The sequence below is a fragment of the Pseudomonas sp. JC1203 genome (assembly GCF_056175065.1).
Map to the genome: position 1 here is coordinate 9,913 of NZ_JBWCAM010000009.1, position 16,803 is coordinate 26,715.

Below are 16,803 nucleotides of genomic sequence, written 5' to 3' on the forward strand. Positions count from 1 at the left end.
TTGGTGGGGGGGGCGGGCGGCCCCGTGTTTTTTTCCCCCCCCCCCCGCGGGGGGCCCCCCCCGCTCCCACAGGATGTAGCAGCTGCCGCCAGGCTGCGTCATGGGACGCATGTCGCGGGGCGGTGGGGGTCAAAGGTAACGGGCCATGATGTCGTCGATGTTGCCTTCGGCGCGCATCTGGTCCAGCGCCTGCTGCAAGCGGGCCACCACCTCGTCCGGGGTGCCTTTGTTCAACGCCAGGTAAAGCTGGGCGCTGTTGAAGCGCAGCACGGTCTTGAGCCCGCTGACGCCCTGCAGGCGCGCCAGGTAGCGGCCTGCGGGGTCACCGGTGGCCCACACGTCGATCTCGCCATCCACCAGCTTCTGGGCGTTGTCCTGGTCGCGCAGGGCGATCACCGGGTGCATGCCTTCGCGGGTCAGGGTCTCGGCGATAGCGTCGCCCTTGTACGCGCCTATCTTCAGCCGGCGCGCCTGGGCCAGGCTGTCGAGCTTGAGCTTGCTGTCGGCACGCGCCAGCAGAATCCAGTCATCGGGGCCTATGGGGCCCACCCACTTGAACGCCTGCTCGCGCTCGGGCAGGCGCGCGGTCACGAACACGCCGTAGCCGGGGCTTTGCATGGCCAGCTTGTAGATGCGGTCCCAGGGGAAACGCAGGGTCATGCTGTAGGGGATGGCGGCGCGCTTGAACATCTCGCGCACCACGTCGGCGGCGATGCCCTGGATGTTCTCTTCGCGGGCGAAGTTCTTGCCGTTGGCGGCCATGTTGTACGGCGGGAAGTTCTCGGTCAGCAGCACCATGGAGTAGTCGGCTGGCACCTCGGCGCGGGCGCCCAGGGCAAACGACAGGCTGACACAGGCGAGCAAGGCGAATGCAAAACGCTTCATGAGAGTCGAGCCCCGGATCCATGGCTGTCGAATGCAACACTAAGGCAATTAGCCATTACCCGCAAATCATTAAACCTGTGGGAGCTGGCTTGCCCGCGAGCTGTTTGAGACCCCAAAAGCTCGCTGGCCAGCCCGCTCCCACAGGCTTTGTATCAGCGGACGACGATGCCCTGCTTGGCCATGAACGCCTTCGCTTCCGGCACGGTGTATTCGCCGAAGTGGAAGATGCTGGCCGCCAGCACGGCGCTGGCGTGGCCTTCAAGCACGCCGTCGGCCAGGTGCTGCAGGTTGCCGACGCCGCCCGAGGCGATCACCGGAATGCCCAGCGCGTCGCTGATGGCACGGGTGACGCCCAGGTCGAAGCCGTTCTTCATGCCGTCCTGGTCCATGCTGGTCAGCAGGATCTCGCCGGCGCCCAGGCCTTCCATCTTCATCGCCCACTCTACCGCGTCCAGCCCGGTAGGTTTGCGGCCGCCGTGGGTGAAGATCTCCCAGCGCGGGGTTTCGCCCGGGCCGGAGACTTTCTTGGCGTCGATGGCCACCACGATGCACTGCGAACCGAAGTGCTGCGCGGCTTCACCCACGAATTCGGGGTTGAACACCGCCGCCGTGTTGATGGACACCTTGTCGGCACCGGCGTTGAGCAGGTTGCGGATGTCCTGCACGGTGCGCACGCCACCGCCCACGGTCAGCGGGATGAACACCTGGCTGGCCATGCGTTCCACGGTATGCAGGGTGGTATCACGGCCGTCGACGCTGGCGGTGATGTCCAGGAAGGTGATTTCGTCCGCGCCCTGCTCGTCGTAGCGACGGGCGATTTCCACCGGGTCACCGGCGTCGCGGATGTTCTCGAACTTCACGCCCTTCACCACGCGGCCGTTGTCCACGTCGAGGCAAGGGATGATGCGTTTGGCCAGCGCCATGGTCTGTTCCTCAGCCTTTGTAGGAGTCGCAGAAAGCCTGGGCTTCGGCGACGTCCAGGGTGCCTTCGTAGATGGCGCGGCCGGTGATTGCACCGATGATGCCCGGCGCCTTGGCGTCCAGCAGGGCCTTGATGTCGCCCAGGTTGTGGATGCCACCCGAGGCGATCACCGGAATGCGCGTGGCCGCAGCCAGGGCAGCGGTGAACGGCACGTTGCAGCCCTGCATCATCCCGTCCTTGGCGATGTCGGTGTAGACGATGGCGCTGACGCCGTCGGCTTCGAAGCGCTTGGCCAGGTCGATGACCTGCACGGTGCTCACTTCAGCCCAGCCGTCGGTGGCGACGAAGCCGTCCTTGGCGTCCAGGCCGACGATGACCTTGCCCGGGAAGGCCTTGCAGGCCTCGGCCACGAACTCCGGCTCTTTCACCGCCTTGGTGCCGATGATCACGTAGCTGACGCCGGCTTTCACGTAGTGCTCGATGGTTTCCAGCGAGCGGATGCCGCCGCCGATCTGGATCGGCAGGTTGGGGTAGCGCTTGGCGATGGCGGTAACCACTTCACCGTTCACCGGCTGGCCTTCGAAGGCGCCGTTCAGGTCGACCAGATGCAGACGGCGGCAACCGCCCTCCACCCACTTGGCAGCCATGCTCACCGGGTCATCGGAGAACACCGTGGAATCTTCCATGCGGCCCTGGCGCAGACGTACGCAGGCACCGTCTTTAAGATCGATAGCGGGGATAATCAGCATCTGGCAAACCTTCAATTCGATTTTTCAGCGATGCTCGAGATCAGTTTTTCTCGAGCGCCCACAGGTCGCTTTCAATGCTCTCGAAACGCTCCTTGAGGTGCGCCTGAACATCGAAAATCGCCCTGTTGTAATAGTGCGGAGCAATTTCGCGGGTAAACAGCTCAAGAATCTCCGCCGCCTCGAACGACCCCAGGTCCAGCTCGAAACGGTCCTCCATGAAGCGCTTGATCTTCGTGGTGGCCTGGCTTTCCTGCTCGGGGGTGAGCGTGAGGATCGGCGGTTTCTTCTTGCTCATTACCAGCGGCCATCCCATGCGGCGAAGTTCTGCAGCAGCTGCAGGCCATGGGTGTGGCTCTTCTCGGGGTGGAACTGCACGGCAAAGCGCGACCCTTCGGCCAGCGCTGCGGCGAAGTCGACGCCGTAGTGCCCACGGCCCACTACCTGGCCGGCCTTGGCGGCGGCAATGTAGTAGCTGTGCACGAAGTAGAAGCGCGCCAGGTCCGGAATGTTGTGCCACAGCGGGTGGTCGACGCTCTGGGTGACTTCGTTCCAGCCCATGTGCGGCACTTTCAGGTGCGCGCCGTCTTCGTGCAGGTCCTTGCCGAAGAACTTCACGTTGCCGGGGAACAGGCCGATGCAGTCGACGCCGTCGTTCTCTTCGCTGTGGTCCAGCAGGGCCTGCATGCCCACGCAGATACCCAGGAACGGACGGTCCAGGCTGACTTCACGCACCAGGGCGTCGAAGCCCAGGCGCTTGATCTCGGCCATGCAGTCGCGAATCGCGCCCACGCCGGGGAACACCACGCGGTCGGCTTCGCGGATGACCGCGGCGTCGCTGGTGATCAGGACCTTGCCGGCACCCACGTGCTCCAGGGCCTTGGCCACCGAGTGCAGGTTGCCCATGCCATAGTCGATAACCGCTACCGTCTGCATTACAGGCAACCTTTGGTGGAAGGCATTTGCCCGGCCATGCGCTCGTCCAGGGTGATGGCCATGCGCAGTGCGCGGCCGAACGCCTTGAACACGGTCTCGATCTGGTGGTGGGTGTTGTGCCCACGCAGGTTGTCGATGTGCAGGGTGACGTTGGCGTGGTTGACGAAGCCCTGGAAGAATTCCTGGAACAGGTCAACGTCGAAGCCGCCGACGGAGGCGCGGGTGTAGGGCACGTGCATCTGCAGGCCTGGGCGGCCGGAGAAGTCGATGACCACGCGCGACAGCGCTTCGTCCAACGGCACGTAGGCGTGGCCGTAGCGGAAGATGCCTTTCTTGTCGCCGATGGCCTGGTTGAACGCCTGGCCCAGGGTGATACCCACGTCCTCGACGGTATGGTGGTCGTCGATATGCAGGTCGCCCTTGCACTCGATATCCAGGTCGATCAGCCCGTGACGGGCGATCTGATCGAGCATGTGTTCAAGGAAGGGAACCCCGATATCAAATCGGGCCTTTCCGGTGCCATCCAGGTTGATCGAGGCTTTGATCTGGGTTTCCAGAGTGTTGCGCTCGACGGACGCCTTACGTTCGGCCATCACCAGCTCCGCAAAATCATTGGGCGAAAAAGGCAGACATTATAGGCCGGGCGGGCGGCAAACAGAAACAAAAGGCTGACATGAACTGACCGGTGCGTTTGTGGGAGCTGGCTTGCCAGCGAGCTTTTCAGCCTTAAAAAGCTCGCTGGCAAGCCAGCTCCCACAGGTTCAGGCCCCCTTCAAGGGGCCTGATGGTGTATCAGTGGAACAGCACCGCAGTTTTCTGCAGGGTCACGACCACGCCCCACGCCAGCGGAATACCCACCACCAGCCAGGCCAGCACGGCCAGCGGCTTGCTGCCCGGGGCCGCTTTCCATTCCAGCACGGTGCTGGCGTCGGCGCCCTTGTCATGGCCCAGCGCCTGTTCGGCCGCCAGCTGCGCTTCGGTCATGAAGTGCTTGTCGGCCACCGGGCGCACCAGCGCGTTGCAGAGGAAACCCAGCACCAGCAGGCCGGCGAGGATGTACAGGGTGATGTCGTAGGCGGCGGCGCGTTCCACGCCGATGCTCAACTGGTACTCGCGCAGGTAGTTCACCAGCACCGGGCCCAGCACGCCGGCAGCAGCCCAGGCAGTCAGCAGGCGGCCGTGGATGGCGCCGACCATTTGCGTGCCGAACAGGTCGGCCAGGTACGCAGGCACAGTGGCGAAACCGCCGCCGTACATGGACAGCACCACGCAGAACGCCGCCACGAACAGGGCAACGTTGCCCAGGTGGCCCAGGTTCGGCACCAGGCCGTACAGCGCAAAGCCCAGGGCGAAGAACACGAAGTAGGTGTTCTTGCGGCCGATGAAGTCCGAGCACGACGCCCAGAAGAAGCGGCCACCGATGTTGAACAGGCTGAGCAGCCCGGTGAAGCCGGCGGCAATGGCGCCAATCTGCGCCAGTTGCGCTGGGCTGAGCTGGCTGAAGGTCAGGTCCAGGCCCAGCAGCTTGCCGCCGAACACTTCCTGCAGCAGTGGCGAAGCCATGCCGAGAATGCCGATACCGGCCGACACGTTAAGGCACAGCACCAGCCACACCAGGGCGAATTGCGGGGTTTTCCACGCAACGCTGACGTGCACGTGGCGGTGGGTGATCATCGCGTTGCTGGCCTTCTTCACCGGCGCGGTCCAGCCTTCGGGCTTCCAACCGGTAGGTGGCACGCGGTACAGCAACGCACCACCGAGCATGAACACGAAATAGATCACCGCCATGGCCACGAAGCTCTGCCACACGCCGACGCTGTCGGGGGTAGCGAAGTGGCTCATCAGGGCGGTGGCCAATGGCGCACCCACCATGGCACCGCCGCCAAAGCCCATGATCGCCATGCCGGTGGCCATGCCGCGCTTGTCCGGGAACCACTTGATCAGGGTCGAGACCGGCGAGATATAGCCCAGCCCCAGGCCGATGCCGCCGATAACCCCGGAGCCCAGCCACATCAGCGCGATCTGGTGCGTGTACACGCCCAGCGCCGAAATCAGCAGGCCGCCGCACCAGCACAATGCCGACACGGTACCGGCCTTGCGCGGGCCCGCGTGTTCCAGCCAGCCGCCCCAGATGGCCGCCGAGCAGCCCAGGAAGATGAAGAACAGGGTGTAGATCCAGCCCAGCATCGAGATCGGCCAGTCACAGGTGGACGAGAACACCTGGTCGAAGAAACCCATGTCGGCCGGGCACGCAGTGGCCGCGGTAATGCCGATGGCCTTGGACAGTGGCAGCCAGAACACCGAGAAGCCGTAGGCCATGCCGATGCACAGGTGAATGGCCAGCGCGGCCGGTGGTACCAGCCAGCGGTTGAACCCCGGCTTGGCGATAATGCGCTCCTTGGAGAAGAACGCCGGCTGCTCGCTGGCGACGCCTCCCGAAGTGATGGTGCTGCTCATTGTGTTGTTCCCCCTTGGATTTTTTATGGTTCGACGGCCCTCTTGGCCGCCCACGACCTTGAAGCACGCAGGCATGCGGTCGTTTTATCGGCAGCTGCAGGCTTTTCGCGACATAAAGCCGCAACCTGACCGGCGAACGGCGAAAGATTACCACCGCAGGGTTACAGTAGAAGCAATCTGATATCGCTTTTTGCGTCGAATCTGCACCGCCCGTTCAGCAAATCCGGTGTAGAAATATTCTGAAACAGGTCGATTCCGCGGCAAAACCCGAGTTGCAGGCCGTGTTGCCCTGCCAGCTGGCCCGTGGCGCTATACTCGCGGGCTAAATTTGAATTCGAAACTACAAGGACTCGCCCATGAAAGCGTTCGGCAAAATCCTGGGGCTGTGTGTTCTCGGGCTGTTGCTGATCATTGTGGCTCTCGGTTTCGCCGTGACCCACTTCTTCGATCCCAACGACTACAAAGACGAGATCCGCAAGCTGGCCCGCGACAAGGCCCACGTCGAGCTGACCCTCAATGGCGATATCGGCTGGAGCCTGTTCCCGTGGCTGGGCCTGGAGCTGCACGACGCCAGCATTGCGACCTTGCAGCACCCCACCACGCCGTTCGCCGACCTGCAGATGCTGGGCCTGTCGGTGCGCGTGCTGCCGCTGCTGCGCCGTGAAGTGCAGATGAGCGACGTGCGCGTCGAAGGCCTGAGCCTGACCCTGACCCGCGACGAAAGCGGCCACGGCAACTGGCAGGACATCGGCAAGCCGCTGCCCAAGCAGCCGGCCCCAGGCGAGGTGCTGAACCCCAATATCACCAGCCCCGCAGCCGAGCCGCAGGGCAGCCCGGACAAGGCCGAGCGCCCGGTGAAGCTGGACATCGACAGCCTCACCGTGAACAACGCGCAGGTGCACTACAGCGATGCCAAGACCGGCCGCGAGCTGACCGCCGAAAGCATCCAGCTGAGCACCGGCCCGGTGCACGACGGCATCGATATCCCGGTGAAGCTGACCGCCTTCCTGGGCACCAACCAGCCGAACCTGCGCGCGCGCACCGAACTCAGCGGCGAGCTGCGCATGGAGCGCGCGCTCAAGCGTTACCAGTTCAGCGACATGAAGCTTGCCGGCGAAGCCAGCGGCGACCCGCTGCAAGGCAAGACCGTGACCTACTCGGCGCAGGGCAACCTCAACGTCGACCTGGGCGCCAACGTGGCCGACTGGAGCAACCTGAAACTGTCGTTCAACCAGCTGCGCGCGCTGGGTGAGCTGAATGCCCGCGACCTGGGCACCGAGCCCAAGGTTACCGGTGGCATTTCCATCGCCCAGATGGACCTGCGCGCCTTCATGGACGGCCTCAACCAGCCGCTGCCAGCCATGGCCGACGGCAGCCTGACCCAATTCGAAATGGTCAGCCGCCTGGAGGGCACCAGCAACAGCCTGGCGCTCAATAGCCTGGCCGTGAAGCTCGATGGCAGCAGCCTGGTGGGCAGCCTGGCGGTGACCGACTTCGCCCGGCAGGCCGTCACCGTGCAGCTCAAGGGCGATAAATTCGACGCCGACCGCTACATGAAGCCCAGAAGCGCCGAGGCTTCCAGCGCCGGCGCCGCACGCGATGCCGAGGTGAAGACCACCGAAGCCACGGCCATTGGCGGTGGCGGCGACACCCCGCTGCCCAGCGCACCCACCCAGGGCGCCTGGAGCAACGACACCCTGTTGCCCGTGGAGCGCCTGCGCAAGCTTGCGCTGGCAGCCGACCTTAGCTTCGGCCAGCTCACCCTGCACCAGTGGCCCATCGACGACGCCAGCCTGAAAGTTCAGGGCCAGGATGGCCTGATCACCCTGGAAAACCTGTCCGGCGGCCTGTACGACGGCACCTTCAGCACCAAGGGCACCCTCGACGTGCGCCCCGACAAACCGCTGGTGGCGCTGCAGACGCAACTGAACAAAGTGCCGGTGGAGCACTTTATCAAGGGCAAGGACGGCGCCGCCGCCCCGGTGCGCGGCCTGATGACCCTGAACAGCAACCTCACCGGCACCGGCAACAGCCAGAAGGCGCTGATCGACAGCCTCAACGGCACCGCCAGCTTCGCCCTCACCGACGGCGTGCTGGTGAATGCCAACCTGGAACAGCAGGTGTGCCAGGGCATCGCCACGCTCAACCGCAAGGACCTGAGCAGCACCCCGCGCGGCAAGGACACGCCCTTCCAGGAACTGAAAGGCAGCGTGGTGGTGCGCAATGGCGTGGCCAGCAACCAGGACCTGAAGGTGCGCATACCGGGCATTACCGTGAACGGCGACGGCGATATCGACCTGCGCGTGCTGGGCATGGACTACAAGGTGGGCGTGGTGGTGGATGGCGACAAGAGCGACATGCCCGACCCCGCCTGCCAGGTCAACGAACGTTTCGCCGGCATTGAATGGCCACTGCGCTGCCGCGGTCCGATCGAACTGGGGGCCAAGGCCTGCCGTATCGACCGCGAAGGCATGGGCAAGGTAGCTGCCAAGGTTGCCGGCGACAGGATCACCGAAAAACTGGAAGAAAAATTCGGCGACAAGGTCAGCCCCGAGCTGAAAAACACGCTGAAAGGTCTGTTCAAACGATGAACCCAGAGCAATTTTCCACCGCAATACTGGAATGGTTCGACCGCAACGGCCGTCACGACCTGCCCTGGCAACAGGGCATCACCCCCTACCGGGTGTGGGTGTCGGAGATCATGTTGCAGCAAACCCAGGTCAGCACCGTGCTGAACTACTTCGACCGCTTCATGGCTTCCCTGCCCACCGTGGAAGCGTTGGCCGAGGCGCCTGAAGACGAAGTGCTGCACCTGTGGACCGGGCTGGGCTACTACACCCGCGCCCGCAACCTGCAGAAAACCGCGAAAATCGTCGTCGAGCAGTACGGCGGCGAATTCCCCCGTGACGTCGAGAAGCTGACCGACCTGCCCGGCATCGGCCTGTCCACCGCCGGCGCCATCGCCAGCATCAGCATGGGCCTGCGCGCGCCTATCCTGGACGGCAACGTGAAGCGCGTACTGGCGCGCTACACCGCCCAGGAAGGCTACCCGGGCGAGCCCAAGGTGGCCAAGCAGTTGTGGGCCAACGCCGAGCGCTACACCCCGCATACCCGGGTGAACAACTACACCCAGGCGATGATGGACCTGGGCGCCACGCTGTGCACCCGCACCAAGCCCAGCTGCCTGCTGTGCCCGCTGGAAAAGGGCTGCCAGGCGCACATGCTGGGCCTGGAAATTCGCTACCCGGTGCCCAAGCCGAAGAAAGCCGTGCCGCTGAAACACACGCTGATGCCCCTGCTGATGAACCGCGAAGGCGCCATCCTGCTTTACCGCCGGCCGTCCAGCGGCCTGTGGGGCGGTTTGTGGAGCCTGCCCGAGCTGGACCGCTACGAGGACATCGAGCACCTCACCGCGCAGCATGCCCTGGTGATGGCCCCACCCAAGGCCCTGGAGCCGCTGACGCACACCTTCAGCCACTTCCAGCTGGCCATCGCGCCGTGGCTGGTACACGTCGAAGAGTCAGCCCACCACGTGGCCGAGGCCGACTGGCTCTGGTATAACCTCGCCACCCCGCCGCGCCTGGGCCTTGCCGCCCCGGTGAAGAAGCTGCTCAAACGCGCGGCCGATGCCTTGAATGCAGGAGAGTTGTCATGACCCGCACCGTAATGTGCCGCAAGTACAAAGAAGAGTTGCCAGGCCTTGAGCGCCCACCCTACCCGGGCGCCAAGGGCCAGGACATCTTCGAACACGTTTCGCAGAAGGCCTGGGCCGACTGGCAGAAGCACCAGACGCTGCTGATCAACGAAAAGCGCCTGAACATGATGAACGCCGAAGACCGCAAATACCTGCAGGGCGAAATGGACAAGTTCTTCAGCGGCGAAGACTACGCCCAGGCCGAAGGCTACGTGCCACCGAGCGAATGAGCCCGGAAAAACGTAAGCGGAGGAATTAATTAAAAATTTTTTGCGATCGTGCTTGACGCAAGGTCGAAAAAGCCTTTTAATGCGCCCCGTTGCCCAGATAGCTCAGTCGGTAGAGCAGAGGATTGAAAATCCTCGTGTCGGCGGTTCGACTCCGTCTCTGGGCACCACCTTTCGCTTTCAGGTGGTGTACGCAGTACCTGAAAGCCACGAGAAACCCGCCTAGTGCGGGTTTTTTGTTGCCTGCGATTTCTTGTCCGCCCCTCTACAACAGCCCCCTCACCGTATCAGCCTTGAAAAATGCCGACGCACGGTGGACGGCAGTACCCGCCTTTGTGGGCTAATATTGCGGCTGTTTGGCCAATTGCCAGTACCTTTGCGCGTTGGCCGCTACATGAGGCCCGACCCACTGGCCTCATCTCGATCCCCGGTGGGCGCCCAAAGGACTGTCAGGCATGAAACATCGCATATTTCACTCTACCGACCTGCCCGATCGCCTGCCGTCACTGGCCGAAGAACTGGGCGTGACCCTGGACGGCCTGAAAACGGTGTACCAGTGGGGCATGAGCAACAACATGCTGTTCGCCGAGGGCGAGGGCGACCAGGCCCGCTACAGCATCTGCTCGGTGAATATCGAGACTGCCATTCCCGACCCGCTCGCCAAGCGCCTGTACCAGCGCCTGCGCCAGGATATCCCCACCACCCTGGTGCCACGCTACGGCAAGAACTGGGCAACGCTGAAAGACCGTTGGCTGCGCGTGTGGGAGCAAACCTACAACATCATCATCAACAAGATCCCCAGCCACAACGTGCGCCTGGCCTGGCTGCGCCTGGGCGGGGCGAAAATCGGCAAGGGCTCGACCATCTGGCGCAACACCGAAGTGTTGGGCGTGGAAAACCTGGTCATCGGCAACGACAGCGTTATCGCCTGGCATTGCCAGATCGACGCGCGCGCCGGGCTGATCATCGGCGACCACGTGGCCATTGCCTCGCACGTGCTGATTATTGCCGGCACCCACGACCTCACCGCGCCGGAGTTCTGGTCGGTGTCGGGGCCCATCCACATCGATGACTACGCCTGGATCGCCACCCGCGCGCTGATCGGCCACAGCGTGCGCATCGGCCGCGGCGCCGTGGTGACGGCCAACACCTTGGTGGCGAAGAACATCGCGCCGTACAAGATTGTCGGCGGCAGCGGCGCCAAGCCCATGGGCGAGCGCCCCCACGACCTCAACTACAAGGTAGGCGGCAAGGGCCTGTTCACCCTGATGCATTAGACACATGGCATGAACAGGGGGGAGCGTTGCCACCCCTCGGCTGGTATGGTGCACCGCTGTGAAACCGACCGCCGAGGAATTGACCATGAGCACCCAGGAAAAAATGACCGGGGACCTGTTTGAAGTAGACAAGCGCCTGTCGCTCAAGCCCGTCACCGAATTCAACGGCTACCTGCGCGCCGCCTTTGGCGACGGCACGTGCACCTGCGTGCGTTGCCTGACCAGCAATGGCGATGAAACCGGCTATGAATTCCAGCACACCTTCACCCTTGAGGGGCAGGTACTGAACCGCCGCTACGCACTGACCGCCGGCAGCGACGTGTTGCTGGTTCTGAAGAAGGCCTGGCTGTCGTACACCAAGACCGAGCTGGGCAACGGCGCCATCCTGGACCTTGCCGCCATCAAGGGCTTCGTCGAGCCCGAGCTGCACAAGCGCCTGGTGCCGCTGTTCCTGGCCAGCGGCCTGGTGAAGGACATCGACGGCAACCTGCACATCCAGCCGCAGGCTGCCTGATACCCCCACGCGCTTGTGGGAGCTGGCTTGCCAGCGAGCTTTTCGGGCCTCAACAGCTCGCTGGCAAGCCAGCTCCCACAGAATTTACCCCCGCACCCGGTTACGGTTGTGCGCTTGCGTGGCGCGCGCCGGCACTTCAGTATTCGCGTTCTGCCAAGTAACAGAACCCATACAACAATGAACATGCTGAAACGGATCTGGCTCGACCACACCCTCAAACGCGCCCTGCGCCAGCACCGCTGCCGTGTTGACTGCGGCACGCGCGGCCTGCGCGGCAAGGTCAAGCTCACCCTGGAACGCCACGTAAAGCTGCACACCGTGAAGGTGTTTTCGAAAGACCTGCGCATCGGCGCCTTCACCGACATCGTCAGCAACACCGAACTGCGCGACGTCAGCAGCATCGGCCGCTACTGCTCCATCGGCACCAACTGCGTCATCGGCCAGAACCGCAAGCAGCATCCCATGCACTGGCTGTCCACCAACGTCGCGCTGATCGACAGCCGCCTGGAAGCCATGCCCTCGCTGCCTGCGCACTGGGACGTGACGCCCACCACCATTGGCCACGACGTGTGGATTGGCCGCGACGTGATCATCATGGAAGGCATCACCATCGGCACCGGCGCGGTGATCGGCGCCCAGTCCCTGGTGACCCGCGACGTACCGCCCTACACCGTGGTTGCCGGCTCACCGGCGAAAATGATCCGCTACCGCTTCGAAGAGCCGCTGCGCGAGCAACTGCTGGCCAGCCGCTGGTGGGAGCACGACCAGAGCGAGCTGGCGCAGCTGCCCACCGAAGACCCGCAAGCGTTCCTGGCCGCGCTGGCCAAGCTGCCACCCAAGCCGTTCAGCGACGCCACGGTACAGGTCAGCACGTCGCCGCTGCGGGTGCAGCGCTAGCCACACGCGCGTGGGTATGGGTGCGGGTTACAGGCCTGGGAAGCTGTCGCCGATTTGGGCGGTGGCGTACCAGGCGATAATCGCTTCCATGCCTGGCGCGCCCTCGGCGACGGTCCAGGGCATGTAGTCTTCCTCGGGGATAGGCGTGTACACGCCATCCTTCACCTCGAAGATCACCGCGCCTTCATCCAGCGACAGCACCGCATGCCAGACCCCGGCCGGGGTCTCGACCATTTTTACCTCTTCGCCCAGCACTACGCGGTCGGTCACCTGGCCGGCGTCGTTGAAGTGCAGCACCACGAAACGCCCACGCAACGAATGCAGCAGCTCGAAGGTGTGCGGGTGGCGGTGGGCACGCACGTAGGTGCCCGGCTCCATGGCCACGGCCAGGCGCTGGGTGGGGTCGGCCAACTGCGGGTGCATGTTGTGGTGCGCGCGCAGGCGTGGCGCCTGCTGGGCGCGGGCGGTGAGTTCGTCGAGGAGCGCGGTGGTGATCTGCTTCATGGGGCTGGGCACGGTTCGAGTTGAAAGGCCCAGTATGCCTGCGGGTTGGTGAAATTCTCCTGAACGCCGCCCACAAAAAAGCCGCTGTCATCGCTGACAGCGGCTTTCAGGTTTTTGGCGGCCCTGGACGCGGCCTACGGGCCACCTGTAGCAGCGGCCGCAGGCCGCGTCAGGGCGCAACCACAATCACTTGCCGAACGCAGCCTGGCCTTGCGGCAGGGCCTTGCGACGACGGTCAACCAGCAGCCCAGCCGCAACCACGGCAACGGTCAGCAGGCCAGTGGCCAGGATCTCCACGCGGTGGTCAACACGGATAGCCATGATGGTCAGTACCGCGATGATGAACGCAATCACCAGCCAGGTCAGCACCGGGAACGCCCACATCTTGAACTCGACCTTCTCGCCTTTCTGCTCACGCTGTTTGCGCATGCGCAGTTGCGACACGGCAATCACCAGGTACACCAGCAGGGCGATGGCGCCGGAGCTGGCCAGCAGGAAGTCGAACACTTCAGCCGGGGCAACGTAGTTGGCGAACACAGCCAGGAAGGCCGCAGCGGTGGACAGCAGCACGGCCCAGTACGGAGTGCCGCCCTTGCTGGTGCGCTGGGCCATCTTCGGCGCGTCGCCACGCTTGCTCAGCGAGTAGAGCATGCGCGAGGAGGTGTACAGCGCCGAGTTCAGGCAGCTGGTCACGGCAACCAGTACCACCACGTCAACGATCATCTTGGCGTTAGGCACGCCAATCAGGTTCAGCACGGTCTGGTACGAACCAATGGCCGGCAGCGCCGGGTTGTTCCATGGCACCAGGGCCACGACCAGGAAGATCGACACGAGGTAGAACAGGAAGATCCGCCAGATCACCGAGTTGGTGGCCTTGGTGATCTGCTTGCCCGGGTCCTTCGATTCGGCAGCCGCGATGGTGACGATCTCGGTACCCATGAACGAGAACATGGTGGTCAGCATGGCTGCAACCACGGCGCCCAGGCCGTTGGGCATGAAGCCCACGGTGTCGACGATGTGGCTGACACCGCTGACCTGGCTGCCCGGCACCAGGCCGAACACGGCAGCAGCGCCAAGAACGATGAAGCCGATGATGGCGATAACCTTGATCAGCGCGAACCAGAACTCGAATTCACCGTAGTTCTTCACGTTGAGCAGGTTGGTACCGGTCAGCACCAGGGTAATCACCAGGGTGAACACCCATACGGCAATGTCCGGGAACCAGGCATGCAGGATGCCGGCGGCGGCGTTGGCCTCCAGCGGAATCACCAGTACCCAGAACCACCAGTACAGCCAGCCGATGGTGAAACCGGCCCAGTGGCCGATGGCACGGTCAGCGTAAGTAGAGAACGAGCCAGTGTCCGGTTGCGCGATGGCCATTTCGGCCAGCATGCGCATCACCAGGACTACCAGCGTACCGGCTGCGGCGTACGCCAGCAGCACGGCAGGGCCGGCTTCGGCGATGGCATGGCCGGAACCCACGAACAAGCCGGCGCCGATAACACCGGCGATGGACAGCATGGTCACGTGACGCTGTTTGAGCCCCGACCCGAGGTCGTTGTGGTTGTGCTTATTGCTCATAAAACTACCTATGCAAAGAATAGCGTTCGGTCCAGCAATTGGCGTTACACCTACCCGTGTTGTGGGAATGCAACATGCCGTTGAGGATTTTTTACGCAAATATTGCGCCAAAACCTTTCACGATTGATGCCAAAGCGCTAGGACGGCCTTTTGAGCCCTATTGGTCAAGCCCTTGATCAAAATGACATTTCGTCACACCTGTAACCAAGGGTTACCGGCCTACACAATAACAGGACGAAATGTCGCACCAAAAACTGACTTCGGTAACACCGATGCACAATTTAAGTGCAACCAAAGGTGCAACCTGGCACGGGTTTTAGCGACAAAAACGTGCAACCAACGGACGTGACTGGGCACAGTGCACACCGGTCGGTTTAATGAATGGTTACTTTCCATTGGCGGCCAAAACTGGCACCATCGCGCCTTTTTTCACGCGCACCCGCTTGCGCGCGGGCCCCATGGGCGTTGGTCGGCGACATGCCGCTACAGCCATGCGACACCCCGTGCCCGTGCCCACTGCCATAACGGCGGCGCCATGCTAGTTTGGCGCACCGCTTCAGGGCGGGAACGCAACCGTATAGATGAGGACCGCACATGGCCCAGGCCACGCCCGCGCTGGAAATCCGCAACCTGCACAAACGTTACGGACAGCTTGAGGTGCTCAAGGGCGTTTCGCTGAGCGCCCAGGAAGGCGCCGTGATCTCGATCCTGGGCTCGTCCGGCTCGGGCAAGTCGACCCTGCTGCGCTGCACCAACCTGCTGGAGAACCCGCACGAGGGGCAAATCTTCGTGGCCGGTGAAGAGCTGAAACTGAAGGCGGCGCGCAACGGCGAGCTGGTGGCCGCCGACAACCGCCAAATCAACCGCATGCGCAGCGAAATCGGCTTCGTGTTCCAGAACTTCAACCTCTGGCCGCACATGACCGTGCTCGACAACATCATCGAGGCGCCGCGCCGCGTGCTGGGCCAAAGCAAGGCCGAGGCCATTGAAGTGGCCGAAGCGCTGCTGGCCAAGGTCGGCATCGCCGACAAGCGCCACGTGTACCCCAACCAGCTGTCGGGCGGCCAGCAACAGCGCGCAGCCATCGCGCGCACCCTGGCCATGCAGCCTAAAGTGATCCTGTTCGACGAGCCCACCTCGGCGCTGGACCCCGAAATGGTCCAGGAAGTACTGAGCGTGATCCGCAACCTGGCCGAAGAAGGCCGTACCATGCTGCTGGTCACCCACGAAATGAGCTTTGCCCGCCAGGTGTCCAGCGAAGTGGTGTTCCTGCACCAGGGGCTGGTGGAAGAACAAGGCACACCTGATCAAGTATTCGACAACCCAGTGTCGGCACGCTGCAAACAATTCATGTCCAGCAACCGTTAACGGAGCATCACGCATGCAGACTTACAAAAAATTGATCCTGGCCGTTGCCGCCAGCCTGGCGATGAGCGCCAACGTGATGGCCGACACCCTGAAGATGGGCATCGAAGCCGCCTACCCTCCGTTCAACAGTAAGGACGCCAGCGGCAACGTCGTCGGCTTCGACGCCGACATCGGCAAGGCCCTGTGCGCCAAGATGAAAGTGGAGTGTGAAATCGTCACCTCCGACTGGGACGGCATCATCCCGGCCCTGAACGCGAAGAAATTCGACTTCCTGATCTCGTCCATGTCCATCACCGACGAGCGCAAGCAGGCCGTCGACTTCACCGACCCGTACTACACCAACAAGCTGCAGTTCATCGCCGCCAAGAACGTCGACTTCCAGGTGGACAAGGACGCGCTGAAAGACAAGATCATCGGCACCCAGCGCTCCACCCTGTCGGGCACCTGGCTGGAAGACAACATGCCGGACGTGCAGGTGAAACTGTACGACACCCAGGAAAACGCTTACCTGGACCTGACCTCGGGCCGCCTGGACGGCATCCTGGCCGACAAGTACGCCAACTACGAGTGGCTGAAATCGGCGGCCGGCAAGGACTACGAGTTCAAGGGCGAGCCTGTTGAGCAAAGCGACAAGATCGGTATCGCCGTACGTAAAGGCGACGCCCTGCGTGAGAAGCTGAACGCCGCCCTGAAAGAAATCAAGGCCGACGGCACCTACAAGAAGATCAACGACAAGTACTTCCCGTTCAGCATCGAATGACCTGCCCGACTACCGCCGCGCCCCGTGCGCGGCGG

Annotated in this window: 17 protein-coding genes and 1 tRNA gene; 9 read left to right on the forward strand and 9 right to left on the reverse strand. The window is 63.2% G+C overall.

What is annotated here, in order from left to right; translation table 11 throughout:
* Positions 1 to 129 precede the first annotated feature (129 nt).
* From AC0SZ7_RS14825 to AC0SZ7_RS14855, 7 genes are all read right to left on the reverse strand, one after another.
* The gene (locus AC0SZ7_RS14825; RefSeq protein ID WP_475505097.1) at positions 130 to 885 is read right to left on the reverse strand and encodes a substrate-binding periplasmic protein; all 756 of its coding nucleotides are present in this window, start codon (positions 883 to 885) and stop codon (positions 130 to 132) included.
* A gap of 152 nt (positions 886 to 1,037) precedes the next feature.
* Positions 1,038 to 1,808 carry an imidazole glycerol phosphate synthase subunit HisF gene (hisF, locus tag AC0SZ7_RS14830; RefSeq protein WP_416421987.1) on the reverse strand — a complete coding sequence of 257 codons (771 nt, stop codon included), beginning with the start codon at positions 1,806 to 1,808 and terminating at the stop codon, positions 1,038 to 1,040.
* 10 nt (positions 1,809 to 1,818) lie between these two features.
* The gene (hisA, locus tag AC0SZ7_RS14835; RefSeq protein WP_475505098.1) at positions 1,819 to 2,556 is read right to left on the reverse strand and encodes a 1-(5-phosphoribosyl)-5-[(5-phosphoribosylamino)methylideneamino]imidazole-4-carboxamide isomerase; all 738 of its coding nucleotides are present in this window, start codon (positions 2,554 to 2,556) and stop codon (positions 1,819 to 1,821) included.
* Positions 2,557 to 2,596: 40 nt separating this feature from the next.
* Positions 2,597 to 2,851: a DUF2164 domain-containing protein gene (locus AC0SZ7_RS14840; RefSeq protein ID WP_027979891.1), complete on the reverse strand. Its 255-nt coding sequence runs from the start codon at positions 2,849 to 2,851 to the stop codon at positions 2,597 to 2,599.
* A complete protein-coding gene (gene hisH, locus AC0SZ7_RS14845) occupies positions 2,851 to 3,489 on the reverse strand; it encodes an imidazole glycerol phosphate synthase subunit HisH (protein ID WP_416421984.1) in 639 nt (212 codons plus the stop codon). Before hisH ends, AC0SZ7_RS14840 begins: the two co-directional genes overlap by 1 nt.
* Entirely contained in the window at positions 3,489 to 4,082 is a 594-nt protein-coding gene (gene hisB / locus AC0SZ7_RS14850; protein ID WP_008367877.1) for an imidazoleglycerol-phosphate dehydratase HisB, read from the reverse strand. Before hisB ends, hisH begins: the two co-directional genes overlap by 1 nt.
* A gap of 199 nt (positions 4,083 to 4,281) precedes the next feature.
* Positions 4,282 to 5,946: an OFA family MFS transporter gene (locus AC0SZ7_RS14855; protein ID WP_475505099.1), complete on the reverse strand. Its 1,665-nt coding sequence runs from the start codon at positions 5,944 to 5,946 to the stop codon at positions 4,282 to 4,284.
* A 356-nt stretch (positions 5,947 to 6,302) separates the two neighbouring features.
* On the opposite strand from AC0SZ7_RS14855, the gene AC0SZ7_RS14860 reads away from it, so the two are divergent.
* From AC0SZ7_RS14860 to AC0SZ7_RS14890, 7 genes are all read left to right on the forward strand, one after another.
* On the forward strand, positions 6,303 to 8,537 hold the full coding sequence (locus AC0SZ7_RS14860; protein WP_475505100.1) for an AsmA family protein: 2,235 nt from the start codon (positions 6,303 to 6,305) through the stop codon (positions 8,535 to 8,537).
* Entirely contained in the window at positions 8,534 to 9,601 is a 1,068-nt protein-coding gene (gene mutY / locus AC0SZ7_RS14865) for an A/G-specific adenine glycosylase (protein ID WP_475505101.1), read from the forward strand. The genes AC0SZ7_RS14860 and mutY overlap by 4 nt, the downstream gene beginning before the upstream one ends.
* Positions 9,598 to 9,870 (forward strand): oxidative damage protection protein, encoded by a 273-nt coding sequence (locus AC0SZ7_RS14870; RefSeq protein WP_008367870.1) that lies wholly within the window; start codon positions 9,598 to 9,600, stop codon positions 9,868 to 9,870. Before mutY ends, AC0SZ7_RS14870 begins: the two co-directional genes overlap by 4 nt.
* A gap of 91 nt (positions 9,871 to 9,961) precedes the next feature.
* Positions 9,962 to 10,037: transfer RNA gene (locus AC0SZ7_RS14875), tRNA-Phe, on the forward strand.
* A gap of 285 nt (positions 10,038 to 10,322) precedes the next feature.
* Positions 10,323 to 11,144: an acyltransferase gene (locus tag AC0SZ7_RS14880; RefSeq protein ID WP_475505102.1), complete on the forward strand. Its 822-nt coding sequence runs from the start codon at positions 10,323 to 10,325 to the stop codon at positions 11,142 to 11,144.
* A gap of 85 nt (positions 11,145 to 11,229) precedes the next feature.
* Complete coding sequence (locus AC0SZ7_RS14885; protein WP_475505103.1) at positions 11,230 to 11,658, forward strand: hypothetical protein; 429 nt, start codon at positions 11,230 to 11,232, stop codon at positions 11,656 to 11,658.
* A gap of 177 nt (positions 11,659 to 11,835) precedes the next feature.
* Positions 11,836 to 12,555, forward strand: a complete 720-nt coding sequence (locus AC0SZ7_RS14890) for a CatB-related O-acetyltransferase (RefSeq protein ID WP_475505104.1) — start codon at positions 11,836 to 11,838, stop codon at positions 12,553 to 12,555.
* Between the two features lie 27 nt (positions 12,556 to 12,582).
* Here AC0SZ7_RS14890 and AC0SZ7_RS14895 read toward each other — a convergent pair whose 3' ends face one another.
* Positions 12,583 to 13,059 carry a WbuC family cupin fold metalloprotein gene (locus AC0SZ7_RS14895; protein WP_475505105.1) on the reverse strand — a complete coding sequence of 159 codons (477 nt, stop codon included), beginning with the start codon at positions 13,057 to 13,059 and terminating at the stop codon, positions 12,583 to 12,585.
* Positions 13,060 to 13,245: 186 nt separating this feature from the next.
* Positions 13,246 to 14,640, reverse strand: a complete 1,395-nt coding sequence (gene gabP, locus AC0SZ7_RS14900) for a GABA permease (RefSeq protein ID WP_475505106.1) — start codon at positions 14,638 to 14,640, stop codon at positions 13,246 to 13,248.
* Positions 14,641 to 15,234: 594 nt separating this feature from the next.
* Between gabP and AC0SZ7_RS14905 the strand changes: the two genes are divergently transcribed.
* Together AC0SZ7_RS14905 and AC0SZ7_RS14910 are read left to right on the forward strand one after the other, a co-directional pair.
* The gene (locus AC0SZ7_RS14905; protein WP_475505107.1) at positions 15,235 to 16,008 is read left to right on the forward strand and encodes an ABC transporter ATP-binding protein; all 774 of its coding nucleotides are present in this window, start codon (positions 15,235 to 15,237) and stop codon (positions 16,006 to 16,008) included.
* Between the two features lie 13 nt (positions 16,009 to 16,021).
* On the forward strand, positions 16,022 to 16,768 hold the full coding sequence (locus AC0SZ7_RS14910; RefSeq protein ID WP_475505108.1) for an ABC transporter substrate-binding protein: 747 nt from the start codon (positions 16,022 to 16,024) through the stop codon (positions 16,766 to 16,768).
* The last annotated feature ends 35 nt before the right edge of the window (positions 16,769 to 16,803 follow it).